The sequence below is a fragment of the Candidatus Poseidoniia archaeon genome (assembly GCA_030748895.1).
Classification (GTDB): domain Archaea; phylum Thermoplasmatota; class Poseidoniia; order MGIII; family CG-Epi1; genus UBA8886.
In genome coordinates this window covers 47,680-63,151 of sequence record JASMLC010000002.1, presented here as the reverse complement: position 1 = coordinate 63,151, position 15,472 = coordinate 47,680, and the positions used below count along the sequence as shown (strand labels likewise).

Below are 15,472 nucleotides of genomic sequence, written 5' to 3'. Positions count from 1 at the left end.
CATGCTGAAAAGTGTATGCAAAGCTGGTGCTGACACTACTGTTCGGGTTGTTGCTGACACTGCCGTCGGTTGCGGCGCCCGTTGCGGAACCGCAGGAAACCGTTCCGGCCGGGTGGACCCATCGCCCCGTCATGGAGCACTTCACCAGCTTGGGGTGCCCCCCCTGCATGTCGATTGACCCTGACGTGGGGAGGCTCTGGACTGACTACCGTAACGAGCCAGAGGTGCCATGGACGTACGTGTCGTTTCACCAGCGCAATGGTGCTTACGCAGATGACGAGTTCGCGAGCAAGGAAGCCAAGCAGCGCTACGAGCACTACGTAGTGCAGGGCACTCCCGACGCACAGTTCGACGGCGGCTATATCGAGGAGCTAGGCGGCGGCGACGGAACTTACGAAACCTACCTGGACCACTACACCGACAGCGGTGAGAGAGAGGTCAAGCCGACCGAGCTGCGGGTGTGGCAGGAATTCCGCGAAGACCGCTTTGTCTTCCGCGTCAACCTCACCTACCTCGGCGATGGCGGTCTCCACGATCCGTTCATCGACCCGGACGAGCTTGAACCGGCAGTCTACCTATTCGTAGTCGAGGATGACATCATGGCGTGGAGCTCGGAGGAGGGCAAGGAGGTAATGCAGCACAACACCCACCGCGAGACCGCGTTGCACGACGAACGCCCCGGAACGATGCAGCCGGGAGAGGAATGGTCAACCGAGGTGGAATGGGTCATTCCGGACATAATTGACTACGTTGATGGCCATGAGGACAGGGACGGAAACCCGCAGGAGGGGGCACATCCCATCCCGACGCCTATCAATCCCGCCAAGACCGAGGTAGTGGCAGTTGTTTACGACCTGAATGATAACTCACGGCACTCTAGCAAGACCAGTAATGCCGCTGACACACCTCGTGCCATCAACTCGGCAACGCCACGCTCGACTGCGTATGATGAACAGAACGAGCCACCAACCGTGACGGAATACGATGACCGGCTCGAAGGCAGCCAGGCGGTCATCAGCGCCACTCTGGCTGATGAGGACGGTATTGGCTCGGCCTACGTTATCTACAACTTCCGGAACGGAACCTACGACGACGGAAAGTGGGGCGTCGCCCCGATGGCGCTGGAGGGCGACCATGGGACTGCGGTAGTCGAATTTGCCGCGGGTGACCCGGTCTGGTACCGCATCCTGCTAGTTGATGGCAAGGGCGGTTTCGCTGCTACCGACGCGCGGCAGGTCGAAGGTACCGGTGGCAGCGACGACACCGAGGAAGCACTTCCAGGGCCTGGCATCGCGCTGGCGCTCCTTGCACTGACAGGAATTTCTCTGCGGCGCCGCGTTTAGGGACTGGATATGGCGCAGAAGACTAACTGGGATGTGCTCGTAGAACGCGTTAGCCGGAACCGCGTGCTAGTAACTGCGGGAATAGTCACGCTATTGATTACAGGTACTCTCGGTCTGGCCCTACTGGGAGGTAGTGAGAAAGCTCCAGAATTCACTGTTACAACAACAGGATATGTTGATGGAAAAGAGGAAACCTCAAGGGAAATATCGCTCTCTGACTACCGTGGAAAGGTCATTATTCTGGACTTAATGGCTGAGTGGTGCGGGCCTTGCGGAGAATTGGCGACCGATACTCTGAAACCGCTTTACGATGAGGAGTACAAAGATAACAACAATGTAGTGATTATTTCCGTCAGCGTGGCAGGTGACGAGATTGACATCCTGAAGGATATTCAGGTGGATGAAGGATACAACTGGATTCATGCTACTGATGGGAGCTATAACGATGAAGGAAAATGGGTTGCAGGAGTCGATGATGTTCTCATCAAGTACAGTGCCCAGATGATTCCCAAGGTGCTGGTTATCGACCAGCAGGGAAGAGTTACTTTTTCACATCTGGGTTTGCTGGAGAAGAATGATTTGAAATTGGAAGTCGACAAGGCCCTGGCTGGTCAAGGTGACCTAGTAAAGATTAAGGAGAGTTCCGTCTTTCTAATGGCCATCGGAGCCGGTGTTCTAGCGTTCTTTTCCCCATGTTCATTTCCTTTACTTCCCGGTTACGTTTCTTTCTATCTCACCAACAAAAAAACAGGGAGCGGTAGTCTGACTGAACAGACTGCCCGCGACGCACTACCTGCGGGCTTAGCAGCTGCAGCTGGCATAATGTCCGTTTTCCTTCTGTTGGCAATTCTGGTAGTTCCCTTCGCACATCTGCTCGCAGATTTTGTGCCGTTTCTTGAGTTGGTGGTAGGAGTTTCTGTTTTTGCACTTGGCCTCTCAATGCTGCTTGATTATAGCCTAGAACCTGTATTACAACCAATGCGGAAGATTTCCGGTTCAATAACGGCCAAGGTGGCCAGGATTACTCAGGGCTATCCTACGGCTGTGGCAGAGAGAGGGATTGGCAAAGTAACCGGAAGCGATTTCAGCTTTGCGCAGAGCCAGGATAGCGAATTGATAGGCCAGTACTGGTATGGTGTGGGGTATGGCTCTGCGTCTGCAGGATGTACAGCACCGGTCTTCATCGCCTTGATATTAGCCAGTATGAAATACACCTTTCTTGGTGCTTTACTGGTTTTTGGCCTGTATTCATTTTCAGCAGCCGCCCTGATGGTCGTGGTTACTCTCCTAGTTGCTTCGTCAGAGGACACTATTGTCAACCGGCTGCGCGCCTCGACTCACCAGATTCACAAGGTGGGTGGGTCTGTGATGGTGATTGTCGGGCTTTACCTCATCTGGTATTACGTCAAGACTAATCTGCTCTAGGTGACTCGCTCGTAGCGGTACTCGAGAAACCCGTCCGGCAGCGACGGTACGCAACCGCGTCCTCGCTAGGCCACCTGCGGCTCCCGGCGGTGACCAGCGCCTGCTCGCCGAACTGCGTCGCACTCGCGAGCAGCGCGGCGGCGGCTGAGTCCACTTAAGCCCCCGGCGCCCTAGAAGGACATGGCACTGCCGGAAATCCTGGAGCTGCTCGAGCAGCGGCGCGAGCAGCATCTTGCGGAGCTGGTCGAATGGACTGCGATTCCGTCCATCTCGGCGCAGGCACAGCACGCCGGCGACCTGCAGCGCGCGTGCGACTGGGCCGCCGACTACTGCCACGCGATGGGGCTCGAGACCGAAATCCACCCGACGGCGGGGCATCCCGCCATCATCGCACGCCACGACGCCGGTGCCAGGGCGCCGACCGTATTGCTCTACGGCCACTACGATGTCCAGCCACCCGAGCCACTCGAGCTGTGGGAAAGCCCGCCGTTCATCGACAACTGGGGCAGCGGCAAAGCGGTCGGCGGGAACGCCGAACCGGTGCGCGACGGCGCGCTCTACGGCCGAGGCGCGAGCGACAACAAGGGCCAGCTCTTTGCGCACCTGGCGGCGCTGCGCGGCTGGTTCGAGGTCGCCGGTGGACCGCCGGTGAACCTGCGGCTGCTCATCGAGGGCGAGGAGGAAATCGGCTCCCCGTCGCTGGGCGAATTCGTCGCGACCCATGCTGACGAGCTGCGTGCCGAATGGGGCGTGGTGAGTGACGGCCCGATGCTCGCGCCCGGGATGCCGGCCGTCTCATACGGGCTGCGCGGGCTGGCATACTTCCAGCTCGATATCTCCGCGGCCAGTGCCGACCTGCATTCGGGGACGCACGGCGGTGCGGTGCCGAACCCCGCCACCGCGCTGGCGGAGTTCATCGCGACGCTGCATAACCCGGACGGCAGCGTCAACCTGCCCCGCTTCTACGATGACGTCACGCCACTCGAGACGGCGGAACGCGAGGCGCTGGCGGCGCTCGAATTTTCTGACGACGAATATTTAAAAGGTCTGGGCGCCCCCACTCTCGCCGGCGAGGAGGGCTACACGACGCTCGAGCGGCGCTGGGCACGGCCCACGCTCGAGGTGAACGGCATCTGGGGCGGCTACACCGGCGAGGGAGCCAAGACGGTGCTGCCCGCCCGCGCTTCCGCCAAGCTCTCCTGCCGGCTGGTGCCGCGACAGGAGCCAGCCGCGATTGAGGCGGCGCTGCGCCGGGCGTGCGCGGAACGGCTGCCGGTCGGCGTGCGCTGGACGCTCCGGGTTTTCGCCGGCGCGCCCGCCGTATTGACGCCGACCGACTCGCCCGGAGTGCAGGCGGCGATGCACGCGCTGCGCACCGGCTTCGGGGCGGAACCGGCGTTCATCCGCGAAGGCGGCACTATTCCGGTCGTCGCCGACTTCCAGTCGGTGCTGGGGGCGCAGCCGCTGCTCATCGGCTTCGCGCTGGCGGAGGACATGCCGCACTCGCCCAACGAGCACTTCCGGCTCGACTGCCTTTACGGCGGCATCCGCACCAGCGCGGCGCTGTGGGATGAGCTGGCGCGGCTCGGCTGACGGAGCGGGCTTAAAGTCGGCGCACCGTGGGCAAGCATGGCAAGCGCCATCTCGGGACTGGAGCCGGCCGCGCTGTGGGATAATTTCGCGGCGCTGAGCCGCATCCCGCGCCCGTCAAAGCAGGAAGAGCAGGTGCTGGCGTGGCTGAAGGAGTTTGCCGACACACGCAGCCTTGAGTGGCAACAGGATGAGGTGGGCAATATCGGCGTGCGTCGCCCCGGCAGCGGCGGCGGCGAGTCGGCGCCGACGGTCGTCATCCAGTCGCACGTCGACATGGTCTGCGAGAAGAATTCCGACGTCGAGCACGATTTCAACTGCGACCCCATCCGACTACTGCGCGACGGTGACTGGCTCACCGCCGACGGGACTACCTTGGGGGCGGACAACGGCATCGGCGTCGCGACCGCGCTGGCGCTGCTCGAGATGGCGGCCAATGCGCGGCTGCCGCCTTTGGAGTGCTTGTTCACCGTCGACGAGGAGACCGGGCTGACGGGGGCGTTCGCGCTCGACGGTGCGCTGCTGCAGGGGCGGACGCTGCTGAACCTTGATACCGAGGAGTGGGGGGCCATCTGCATCGGCTGCGCGGGCGGCGGCGACAGCGAACTGACGCTGCCCATTGGCTTCAAGGCGTCGCCTGGCGATTACCTGAGCTTCCAGCTTTCGGTCGAGGGACTGATGGGTGGTCATTCGGGGGTCAACATCCACGAATACCGCGCTAACGCCATCGTGCTGCTGGCGTCGCTGCTCGAGCCGCTCGCCACAATAGGCGCGCGGCTCGTCTCGGTCCGAGGGGGCGACAAGACCAATGCGATTCCGCGCGAGGCGTTCGCAACCCTGCTGCTGCCGCCGGCGACGATGGCCGACGCGCAGATTGCGGTCGGCGCCCGCACCGCGGCGCTACAGGCCGAGTTCGGCACGCTCGAGACGGGGCTGCGCGTCACGCTTTCAGGGCTGGACGACGCGCCGGCGGAGTGTCTCTCCGCCGGCGCGCAGGACAGCCTGCTGGGGCTGCTGCGGGCGCTGCCGCACGGCGTGCTGAAGTATTCGCACGCCATCCCCGGACTGGTCGAGACGTCGAACAACCTGGCGTCGGTGACTGCCGACGGGGACAGCTACCGCATCGTCTGCTCGTCACGCTCATCCATCATGGAGGCGCTGGAGGACGTACGCGGACGCATCGCAACCATCGCGGCGCTCTGCGGCGCGAGCGCGACGCGGAGCAGCAGCTACCCCGGCTGGCAGCCCGACCCCGATTCGCCGGTGCTGAAGCGGCTGAAGCGCATCTACGCCGAGCAGCTGGGCGAGGAGCCCGAAGTCGGGGCAATTCACGCCGGGCTCGAGTGCGGCGTCATCGGCGAGCGCGTCCCGGGGATGGACATGGTCTCGTTCGGCCCGACGATTACCGGCGCCCACTCGCCCGACGAGCGGGTCGAGATTCCCACCGTCGCCAAGTTCTGGAACCTGCTGCTGGCGCTGCTGGCAGACATGGCCGAAGCGTGAAACCGGCTGCGCTGCGCGCCCGGCTCGCCACCCCGCTACCGGGGGTCGCCGCGTGGCGCGATATGGCGCCGGGCAATCGCGCGTTTCCCCCCGATATGGCAGGCTACCGCGACGCGGCGGTACTGCTGGCGCTCTTCCCGCGCGACGGGGCTTGGCGGCTGCCGCTGATTGTACGCACCGACGACGGCGGCATCCACGCCGGGCAGGTGGCGCTGCCGGGCGGCGCGCTGCAAAAAGGCGAAAGCCCGGAGGCGGGCGCGCTGCGCGAGGCGCACGAGGAAACCGGCCTTGCGCCAGCCGATGCGGAACTGCTGGGGCGGCTGTCGCCGCTCCCCATCCCGGTCTCACGCTTCCGGGTCACGCCGGTCGTCGCGACGCTGGCGGGCGAGCCGGTGTGGCGGCTCGACCAGCGCGAAGTGGCGTCGCTCTTCAGCGTCCCGCTGGCGGCGCTGCGCGACGGCGCCTTGCGGTGCAGCGAGCCGCGCGAGTTCGGCGGCCGCCCGGTCGCCATCCCCTATTTCGCGCTCGGCGACGAGAAGGTGTGGGGTGCGACCGCGATGGTGCTGGCGGAGCTGGCGGCGCTACTGGAATAGCTCGCCGAGCGGCGCGACCAGCAACTCCGAGAAGAGGTCGCCGACGAACGCAGCGAGCAGGAACGCGCCGAAGAGCGGGATGATGTAGGGAATCTTCAGGCTGACCCATGGGCGCTCAATGTCCGCAACGTCGAGCGCGTCCCACTCAGCCGGGAGGTCCAGCCCGCGGCGCACCATCGGCGCCAGCACGGTGCGGCCGCCGACGACGCGCGTCATCGGCCAGACGTGGCTGTCGCGCGCCTGCGCGAGCGGCATGCGGACGCCGAGCAGTGCCTGCAGCCACGGCTTTTCCAGGTCACCATGTGCAATATTCCACGCCAGCAGCCCGACCGGGATGGCGAGGTAGAGCAGTAGTGAATTCATGAATACGACCCACGGGAACGGGAAGCCCTGTTCGCCGAAGGCGTGCAGCGTCGCGCCGGCGTCGGGGGCGAACGGCACCAGCACCGCCACCGTCAGCAGCGCCTTGACGTCTGCTCCCCCAATGGTCGGGCCGTAGTAGTACCAGCCGTACATCATCGCCATCAGCGCCAGCGCCGCGACCAAATCGACCGCTTGAGCGCTCGCGAGCAGCGCGTCCCAGCCTTCGAAGAGCGCGAAATAGCCCATCCCGGCGACGCCCGCCAGCTGCGCCGCGCGCCACGCCGCCAGCTCGCGGCCGGCGATGGCGTCGTCGTCAACCTGCGAATACCAGAACAGCACGCCGAGGGCGACCGCCAGCCCCCACGTCCCCGGGCTCGCCTGCGCCTGCCACAGCTCGGCCGCCAGCAGCGCCAGCCCGGCCCCGCCGGCAATCTGCCAGGTGCGGTCGGGGACGCGCCGCGTCTGCCAGTCGCTCCAGGCGCCGTAGCCGAGTGCCGCGGCGCCAATCGCGAGCCGTATCCCGTCGAGCGGTTCCACGGTGCGGGAGCAAGGGGGAGTTAAATATCGCACCATGTGGTGCGATTTTCTTAATCAGTCCTTTTTTGCTAAATTATCAGGGTGTTAGAATGTTTTTGGAGCACCTTTCAAATACCATACACTGTTTACTGCGTTTTGTAACTTAAAGAGCCGTACAAAACCTCCCAGTAATGGTAAAAAAATCCAGAAAAAGGTTAATCCCGAGACGGTTTTTGGCATGCCATTTAGTGCTTGCATTTCCCCGGTTTCAGCAGTTATCATGATTACTCTGTATATATTTGCGAAAGGTATGAACATCAGTAACAGATGCACCAAACCACCAGGGCCTACTCCCGCCACATTCTTGTTTTCTTCTGCAATTTGATAATTCCAATATAAGCTATAAATGCCCAGCGTTAATATACTGTAAAGTATAACCATCACAGGTTTTCTTGGAGTGCCATACTGCATCACGCTTCCCGGCGCTTGATATGCCACTGGTGGTGGCTCCATCTGTTGCTGTGGAGGCGGTAGCGGGGGTGCTACGGGAGGTGTCATGGAAGCCTCACAGAGTGACTGATTACTTAAGTTTAGCCCCTGACAATGATCCCCAGCTTACGACTCGCGTAGAGCGGCACGCGACTGCGAACCTAAATAACTCTGTGTCTCTCCGGCGTCGTGGACCTGCAAGAACGATTCCTGCCGGGCGAGGAGTTCCTGAAGGAATATCCGGCGCTGAAGGTTGACCGCCGCCGCGGCTGGTCTGCGTTCCTGACCAGCCGCCGGCTCTTCATCGGCTCGCGCGACGAATTGTGGGATATCGACACCAGCCGCATCGACTACCTTTCGCGCGGGCTGCGGCCCCGCTTCTCGCCGGCGTGGCTGCTGCTCTGCCTGATTCCATGGCTGGGATGGCTCGCGTCGCCGTTCCTGATTGCGCTCTGGTATTACATCCGCACCGAGGCACTGGTCGTCGGCACCCCGTCACGCCGCTGGCTGCTCTTCGCCGAGCCGGAGGTGCTCGACGACCTGGTCGACAACCTGCGACTCAACACCGTGATGGCGCTGACCCCCGAAGGCGAGCGCGCCATAGCCGACGCAGAGATGGAGCACGAGCAGCGGCAGCTGCTGCTCGGCCCCGACGGGGAGGCGGCCGACTGGGGCGAAAATGAATCGGGCCCGCGGCGATGGGGCCACTTCTCGGTCGCAGGAGCTTGGATTGCGTGGTACGCCGGCACCTTCGGCGGCAGCCCCGGCTTCTGGGTGCTGCTGTCGCTGCTCTCCGCCGCTGGCAACTACTGGCGCTGGTGGAACCGCCGCACCCGCAACCAGCTCGCCGAGCGGCAACCAAAACCGGGCTGGCTCGAGCGGGGCTGGTACTGGAGCCTGCGCAAGCTGCGGATGCCGGTGCTCCCGGCGCGCTGGGAGTTCTGGGCGCTCGGCCGCAAGTGGCGCGCCGCCGATGTGGGCGGCTGGAGTGCCGTAGGACTGCTGGCGCTCGGCTTCCTGTGGGCGCTCTGGATAGCGAACCTGCGGCCGTTCCTGTTCCTGTTCGCACTCGCAGCCATCGTCGCGCTCGCCGGCAAAGTGGCGGCGGGCCTGCCGGGACCGCGCTGGCGCATCGCCCTGCGGTCGGTCGCAGCGGTCTTCATCGGGCTGCTGTTGGTAATTCCGGCGCTGGCGCTGGCGCCGCTCTACAACGGCGCCAGCGCGTCGCTGCCGCACTCCGCGGTGCAGGGCGACTCCGGCAACGGCTGGGTCAGCGCGTTCCAGCAGGAGGAGTCGTTCGGGCTGGGGCTGGTCGACGTGCGCATCAGCTTCTACATGGACGACGGCGAGGACGCGGAGGGCGAGCAGGACGGCTATCCGGCGTTTCTGGTGCTGGCGGCCATCAAGATGCCATTCAACCTGAAGGAAGCGAACCTGCTGGACGAGATTGAAAAGCAGTTCCACGAAATGGCGCTGGAGGAGAACATCAACCTGACCGCGCAGGTGCTCAACGGCAGCCGCACCACCGCGCAGGGCTACCAAACCCAATATATTGTCTACAACGGCACCGCCGCCGCGTGGCGCGAAGGCGTCGGCGACATCGCCTACAACTTCACGGAGGGCGCCGAGTCGCGCTACATCGGCGAGGCGTGGAAGGTTCCCGAGCTGAACCTGCTGGTCGTCGCGATGGGCATCGCCATGATATCGAGCGAGGAGCCCAATACGGGCATTCCGCCGCTCCCCGACGAGGCGCCCGACTTCGCCAAGGATATCTGGAACGAAGGCGGAGAGTTCGCCGAGGAACTCTTCCCGAACCCGACCAATTCAACCGACCCGCGCAACTGGGTCGAGCTGTTTGACATGATTCCACTGACGGAGTGTTATGCGATTTAGTCGCCGAACTGAATCCCTTGCGCCAGCGGCAGCTCGTCGCTCCAGTTGAGCGTGTTGGTCTGCCGGCGCATGTAGACCTTCCACGAGTCGGAGCCCGCTTCGCGGCCGCCGCCGGTATCCTTCTCGCCGCCGAACGCGCCGCCGATTTCGGCGCCGCTCGTGCCGATGTTGACGTTGGCGATGCCGCAATCGCTGCCGGCGGCCGACAGGAAGCGCTCGACCGACTGCATATCGCGGGTGAATATCGACGACGAGAGCCCCTGGTCGACCGAGTTGTGCATCGTGAGGGCTTCGTCGAGTTCGTCGAACTCGAACAGGTAGAGAATGGGCGCGAAGGTCTCGTCGCGCACGATTTCCATGTCGGGCGTCGCGCGCACAATCGTCGGCTCGACGTAGCAGCCGGGGCGGTCGAACACGTTGCCGCCGCACAGGATTTCGCCGCCCTGCTCGCGGATGGTCTCCAGCGCGGCGCGGTAGGTCTCGACCGCGCCGCCGTCGACCAGCGGCCCCATCAGCGTCGCGGGGTCGAGCGGGTCGCCGATGTCCACCTGTCCGTAGGCCCTGACCAGCCGCTCGGTGATGTCGCCGGCGATGTCGCGGTGCAGGAAGAGGCGTCGCGTGCTGGTGCAGCGCTGGCCGGCGGTGCCGACCGCGCCGAACAGGACGCCGCGCAGCAGCAGCTCCGGGTCGGCGTCCGCGAGCGCGATGATGCCGTTGTTGCCCCCCAGCTCGAGCAGCGAGCGGCCGAGCCGCTGCGCGACCGCGCCGCCCACCTTGCGTCCCATGTGGCAGGAGCCGGTAGCCGAAATCAGCGGCGCACGTCGGTCGTGAATCAGCAGTTCGCCGACGTCGCGGCTCGAGCCAACCAGCAGCGACATGACGCCGTTCCAGCCGAGCGGCTCGAGGACGCGGTTGACGATGTGCTGGATGGCGATGGAGGTGAGCGGCGTCTTTGAGGATGGTTTCCAGACCATCACGTCGCCACAGACGGCGGCAATCATCGCGTTCCAGGCCCAGACCGCGCCGGGGAAGTTGAACGCCGTTATGACGCCGACAATGCCGAGCGGATGCCACTGCTCATACATGCGGTGGCGCGGCCGTTCGGAGTGCATGGTCTTGCCGTAGAGCTGCCGGCTGAGGCCGACCGCAAAATCGGCGATGTCAATCATCTCCTGCACTTCGCCTTCGCCTTCGGCCTGGATTTTGCCCATCTCCCACGCAATCAGCTTGCCGAGCGCCACCTTGTACTTCCGCAGCTCGTTGCCCAGCTGCCGCACCACTTCGCCCCGGGCTGGCGCTGGTTCGAGCCGCCAGCAGGCGAAGGCGCGGGCAGCGTTGGCCATGATGGTCTCGTAGTCGCCCGCGTCGCACTGTCGCACGGAGGCGATGAGCGACTCGTCGGCCGGCGCGACCGACTCGAGCAGCGCGCCGGCGCCGCACCATTCGGTAGCGTAGCCGCCCGCGTTCTCGGCCTCGAGGCCGAGGTCGGCGAGGAAGTCGAGCCTGCCCATGCGCGGCGCATTCGCGACTGCATTATAGCGGTTGGGCCGCCGACTGCCTTTATAGCGGCGCCACCTGCCGGCCAGTATGGAGGCGGAGCCGCTCGCGGGGCACGACGCAGAACAGGTCGCGCTGATGGCCGAGGAGTGCATCCTCGTCGACGAGCGCGACAGCGTTATCGGCAGCGCGAGCAAGGTCGAGTGCCACCACGGTTCGGGGCAGCTGCACCGCGCCTTCAGCCTGCTGATTTTCGACTCGCGCGAGCGTCTGCTGCTCCAGCAGCGGTCGCCGGGGAAAATCACCTTTCCCGGCGTCTGGGCCAACAGCTGCTGCAGCCACCCATTGCACCGCGAGGCGGAGCTCGAGGAGCGCGACGCGCTGGGCGTCAAGCGCGCCGCGCAGCGCAAGCTGGAGCAGGAGCTGGGCGTTCCGCCGGCCGAAGCGCCGCTCGAGCGGATGGTCTTCATGACCCGCATGCTCTACCGCGCCCGCGCCGACGCGGAGTGGGTCGAGCACGAGCTGGACCACGTCATCTGCCTGCGCGCCGATGTCACGGCGCGGCCGAACCCCAACGAGATTGCCGAGGCGCGCTGGGTGACCGAGGCCGAGCTGCGCGAACTGCTCGACAGCGAAGCCATCGGCCCGTGGTTCCGACTGATTGCCGAGCGGCTGCTGCCGGCGTGGTGGGCCGACCTTGATGGCCTGGCGGGGATGGCCGACGGCGAAATCCACAACATGGGCGAGGTGGCATGGAACTGAAGGCGGCGCTCGCTGCGCGGGCGGCGCCGGTCGAGGCGGCGCTGCGCGAATACCTGCGCGTGCGCGAGCCCGAGAAGCTCTACCGCGCGATGGCGCACATCCCGCTCGCGGGCGGCAAGCGGCTGCGGCCGGTGATGGCGCTGCTGGCGTGCGAGCTGGTCGGCGGCGAATCGGCGAAAGCGGTGCCGTACGCCGCCGCGCTCGAGGCGGTCCACAACTTTACGCTGGTCCACGACGACGTGATGGACGAGGACGAACTGCGGCACGGCGTCGCATCGGCGCACGCCGAGTTCGGCGTCGCGGCGGCGATTAACGCGGGCGACGCACTCTTCGCCTACGCGTTCGAGATGGTGACCGACAGCGATTGCAGCGATGCGCTGCGCGCCGAGCTGGTGCGCCATCTGGCGATTACCGTGCGGGAAATCGGCGAGGGGCAGCAGATGGACCTCGACTTCGAGGAACGCGAAACGGTCGCGCCGGCCGAGTACCTCGAGATGGTGCGGCTCAAAACGTCAATCCTGTTCGGCTCCGCCGCGTATGGCGGCGCGCGCCTCGGTGGCGCCGAGGCGCGCGAGGCGGGGGAGCTGCGACAGATGGCGATCGAGGTCGGCCTCGGCTTCCAGATATGGGACGATTACCTCGACGCGACCGCCCCGGCGGAAGCCCTGGGCAAGCCGTCCGGCTCCGACATCCGGCAGGGCAAGCGCACGCTGCTCGTCATCGAGGCGCTGGACCGCGCCGCGCCCGACGACCGCGCACGGCTCGCCGCCATCCTCGACGACGGCGACAGCAGCGACGCCGACGTGGCGGAGGCGGTCGCCATCATGGAGCGCAGCGGCGCGCTGGCGGCGTGCCACGAGCGGGCGAACAGCTACTTACAGGGCGTCCGCAACACGCTCGCGAAATACCCGCAAGGCGAGCCGCGGCAGCTCTTCGAGGCGCTGCTCGAATACATGGTCACGCGGGGACACTAACCACCTAAATACCACCGCAGATGCCGTGGTGATGGCGGACGAGGAGGAGGTCTGGGACCCGACGCCGGGCGACATCAATTCGCGACTGCTGGAGCGGCTGGCGGAGAGCGACACCGTCGCCGCCAAGCGGCTCGAGCCGCTGGCGTGCATCGCGGTCGGCTTCCCCAAAGGCAAGACGGCGACGTTCGACGGCACCGGCGGCGACAACTTTGGCGGGCTGAACCGCGGCGCGCAGCTGATACTCAACGGCGGCGCGGGGCGTTTCACCGGCAACTCGATGCGCAGTGGCGAAATCATCGTCAACGGCTCCGCCGGCAGCGGCGCCGGCCACGGGCTGGCGGGCGGGACGCTGGTGGTGCAGGGCTCGGTACGGGGCGGCGCTGCGGCGGGGATGCTCGACGGCGAGCTGCTGGTCGCGGGCGACGTCGAGGGGGCGCTCGGCGCCGGGATGCAGGGCGGCACCGTCGTAGTGGCGGGCGACGTCGGCGGCGACGTGGCGCGCTACATGGCGGGCGGCAAGCTGTTCATCGCCGGCAATTTTGTGCCGCCTGCGGCGGGAGCAAAGCCCGCCGCGCCCGCCGAGCGCAAGGCGGTCCAGCGGCTGCTGCAGGAGCACGGCATCGACCCGCACGGGCTGGAGTTCCAGCGCGTCAGCGGCGCGGCGGTCGCCGCGCCGCTGAAGGCGGATGCGGAGGAGCCGCCGGAGCTGCTGTCGCGGCTGCGGCTGGTGCCGGCGGTGCTGAAGCGGCGGCCGCGCCGCCCCGGGCTTGACCGCGTCAGCCCCGGACTGGTGCTCGGCCCCGGGACCGGCGAGCCGCTGAACCTGACGATTCCATTGCTGTGGGAGGGCGACCACGCGCCGCAAATGGCGACGTGGCTGGTCGGCGCGAAAGCCCCGAGCTTCGAGAAGTGCAACCTGGCGGTCATCGACCTTTGCGCCGGGAGCCTGCCGCGGCGGCTCGACATGGAGCGGCCCGACGACTTGGCGCAGGTGGTCGAGCTGGTGCGACAGGACGCGTGCAACCGCGTGCCGGTGCTGGTGCGGCTCCCCGCCGGCGACCTTAGCGGCGACATGGGCGCGCTGCGCAGCGCGGCGCCCGACGGCGTCATCCTGGCGCCGGGGAGCGTCCCGCACGAGGCAGCGCTCGCGGCGGCGCGCGGCAGCGGACTGCCGGTGCTGCCCGAACTGCCCAGGGCGAGCGCGAACGACCTGCTCAAGCTGCTGGCGCTCGGCGGCGCGGGGGCGGTGCTGACCGGCAAGGTCACGCTCAACAAGCTCGGCAAGCTGGGCGACCAGCTGGCGCACGCGATGGGCGCACTGGGCGCCGGCAGCGCCAGCGACCTGCAGCCGGCCCACCTGCGTGCGCTCGACCAGGAGGCGGCCGCACTGACCGGCGTCCCGCTCGCCGGCTACGACGCCGCGCTGCCTATGTGGCGCCACTGACGGCCGTAAGCCGCGCACCGCCGTTGCACGGCCATTAGCATTAAACCGCACGACTGATGCCGGCTCCCTTGTCCACGCGCACACGAACGAGGCTGCCCGAATGGTTCCGCGTCGAGCTGCCGACAGGCGACGCGATACAGCGCTACCGCGCGACCACCGGCCAAATCGCCGACAACGCGCTGCACACCGTCTGCGAGGAGGCACACTGCCCCAACATCCACGAATGCTGGGGGCGCGGCACCGCCACCTTCATGGTCGCCGGCAGGGAGTGCACTCGAGGATGCCGTTTCTGTGCGGTTGAGACACTCCGCGCACCAGAAGCACCCGACGCGCATGAGCCACAGTATCTGGCGGACGCCATTGCCGCCATGGGGCTCAGCTACACAGTCATAACGGTCGTCAACCGTGACGACCTCCCCGACGGGGGAGCGAGCCACTACCGCGCCTGTCTCGACGCAGTTCACGCACTGGCGCCGCATGTTGGCCTCGAACTCCTCTGTAGCGATCTGGCGGGAAACGAAGCGGCGCTGGCAGAACTACTTGATGGCGCGCCACTGCAAGTGTTCGCGCATAACGTCGAGACTGTCGAGCGGCTGACGCCGGAGGTGCGTGACCCCCGCGCCAGCTTCGCGCAGTCGCTGCGCATCCTCGAGACGGCAAAGGAATTGCGCCCGGAGCTGGCGACCAAATCGAGCATCATGCTCGGACTGGGCGAGACCGAAGCGGAGCTTCTCTCGGCGTTCGGCGCACTGCGCGACGTCGGCGTGGAACTGCTGACGCTCGGCCAGTACCTCGCGCCGGGGCCGGGTTACCACCCCGTGCGCGAGTTTGTGACGCCCGAGCGGTTTGACGCGCTGGCGCGCACCGCCCGCGAGCTGGGCTTCCGCGCGATTGCGTCGGGGCCGCTGGTGCGCTCATCTTACCGCGCCGAATCGCTGCTGGCGGCGGGAGCCGGCGAGGGAGGGGGGCAACCCAGTGCTGCTGCTCAGGGAAACTCTCCAGCATCCAGAGGCAAAGTGTATTCAACGCCCCGTCGGTGACGCTGTCATGTCCGGAATCGCCGGTCCCTCGGAGCTTCCC

Annotated in this window: 13 protein-coding genes; 10 read left to right on the top strand and 3 right to left on the bottom strand. The window is 65.9% G+C overall.

Features of this window, described 5'->3' with window-relative positions; translation table 11 throughout:
• Positions 1–11 precede the first annotated feature (11 nt).
• From QGG57_01160 to QGG57_01140, 5 genes are all read left to right on the top strand, one after another.
• Positions 12–1,343 carry a hypothetical protein gene (locus QGG57_01160; protein MDP7006791.1) on the top strand — a complete coding sequence of 444 codons (1,332 nt, stop codon included), beginning with the start codon at positions 12–14 and terminating at the stop codon, positions 1,341–1,343.
• 9 nt (positions 1,344–1,352) lie between these two features.
• Positions 1,353–2,768, top strand: coding sequence for a cytochrome c biogenesis protein CcdA (locus tag QGG57_01155; GenBank protein MDP7006790.1), 1,416 nt, complete (start codon positions 1,353–1,355; stop codon positions 2,766–2,768).
• 180 nt (positions 2,769–2,948) lie between these two features.
• Positions 2,949–4,361 (top strand): dipeptidase, encoded by a 1,413-nt coding sequence (locus QGG57_01150; protein MDP7006789.1) that lies wholly within the window; start codon positions 2,949–2,951, stop codon positions 4,359–4,361.
• 36 nt (positions 4,362–4,397) lie between these two features.
• Complete coding sequence (locus QGG57_01145; GenBank protein MDP7006788.1) at positions 4,398–5,861, top strand: aminoacyl-histidine dipeptidase; 1,464 nt, start codon at positions 4,398–4,400, stop codon at positions 5,859–5,861.
• Complete coding sequence (locus QGG57_01140; protein ID MDP7006787.1) at positions 5,858–6,454, top strand: CoA pyrophosphatase; 597 nt, start codon at positions 5,858–5,860, stop codon at positions 6,452–6,454. Before QGG57_01145 ends, QGG57_01140 begins: the two co-directional genes overlap by 4 nt.
• On the opposite strand, the gene QGG57_01135 is transcribed toward QGG57_01140, so the two are convergent.
• Both QGG57_01135 and QGG57_01130 read right to left on the bottom strand, forming a co-directional pair.
• Positions 6,443–7,354, bottom strand: coding sequence for a prepilin peptidase (locus tag QGG57_01135; GenBank protein MDP7006786.1), 912 nt, complete (start codon positions 7,352–7,354; stop codon positions 6,443–6,445). The two genes, QGG57_01140 and QGG57_01135, sit on opposite strands and share 12 nt — an antisense overlap.
• Before the next feature lie 84 nt (positions 7,355–7,438).
• Positions 7,439–7,891 carry a DUF4234 domain-containing protein gene (locus QGG57_01130; protein MDP7006785.1) on the bottom strand — a complete coding sequence of 151 codons (453 nt, stop codon included), beginning with the start codon at positions 7,889–7,891 and terminating at the stop codon, positions 7,439–7,441.
• 120 nt (positions 7,892–8,011) lie between these two features.
• On the opposite strand from QGG57_01130, the gene QGG57_01125 reads away from it, so the two are divergent.
• Entirely contained in the window at positions 8,012–9,715 is a 1,704-nt protein-coding gene (locus QGG57_01125) for a hypothetical protein (GenBank protein ID MDP7006784.1), read from the top strand.
• Here the strand turns inward: QGG57_01125 and QGG57_01120 are convergent.
• Entirely contained in the window at positions 9,712–11,226 is a 1,515-nt protein-coding gene (locus QGG57_01120; GenBank protein ID MDP7006783.1) for an aldehyde dehydrogenase family protein, read from the bottom strand. The genes QGG57_01125 and QGG57_01120 overlap by 4 nt on opposite strands.
• A gap of 76 nt (positions 11,227–11,302) precedes the next feature.
• Here QGG57_01120 and idi point away from each other — a divergent pair, with 76 nt between their 5' ends.
• The 4 genes from idi (at position 11,303) to lipA (ending at position 15,432) form a co-directional block, all read left to right on the top strand.
• Positions 11,303–11,974 carry an isopentenyl-diphosphate delta-isomerase gene (idi, locus tag QGG57_01115; protein MDP7006782.1) on the top strand — a complete coding sequence of 224 codons (672 nt, stop codon included), beginning with the start codon at positions 11,303–11,305 and terminating at the stop codon, positions 11,972–11,974.
• A complete protein-coding gene (locus tag QGG57_01110; GenBank protein MDP7006781.1) occupies positions 11,965–12,948 on the top strand; it encodes a polyprenyl synthetase family protein in 984 nt (327 codons plus the stop codon). Before idi ends, QGG57_01110 begins: the two co-directional genes overlap by 10 nt.
• Positions 12,949–12,979: 31 nt before the next feature.
• On the top strand, positions 12,980–14,392 hold the full coding sequence (locus QGG57_01105; protein MDP7006780.1) for a hypothetical protein: 1,413 nt from the start codon (positions 12,980–12,982) through the stop codon (positions 14,390–14,392).
• A gap of 68 nt (positions 14,393–14,460) precedes the next feature.
• On the top strand, positions 14,461–15,432 hold the full coding sequence (gene lipA, locus QGG57_01100) for a lipoyl synthase (protein MDP7006779.1): 972 nt from the start codon (positions 14,461–14,463) through the stop codon (positions 15,430–15,432).
• Positions 15,433–15,472: the final 40 nt, after the last annotated feature.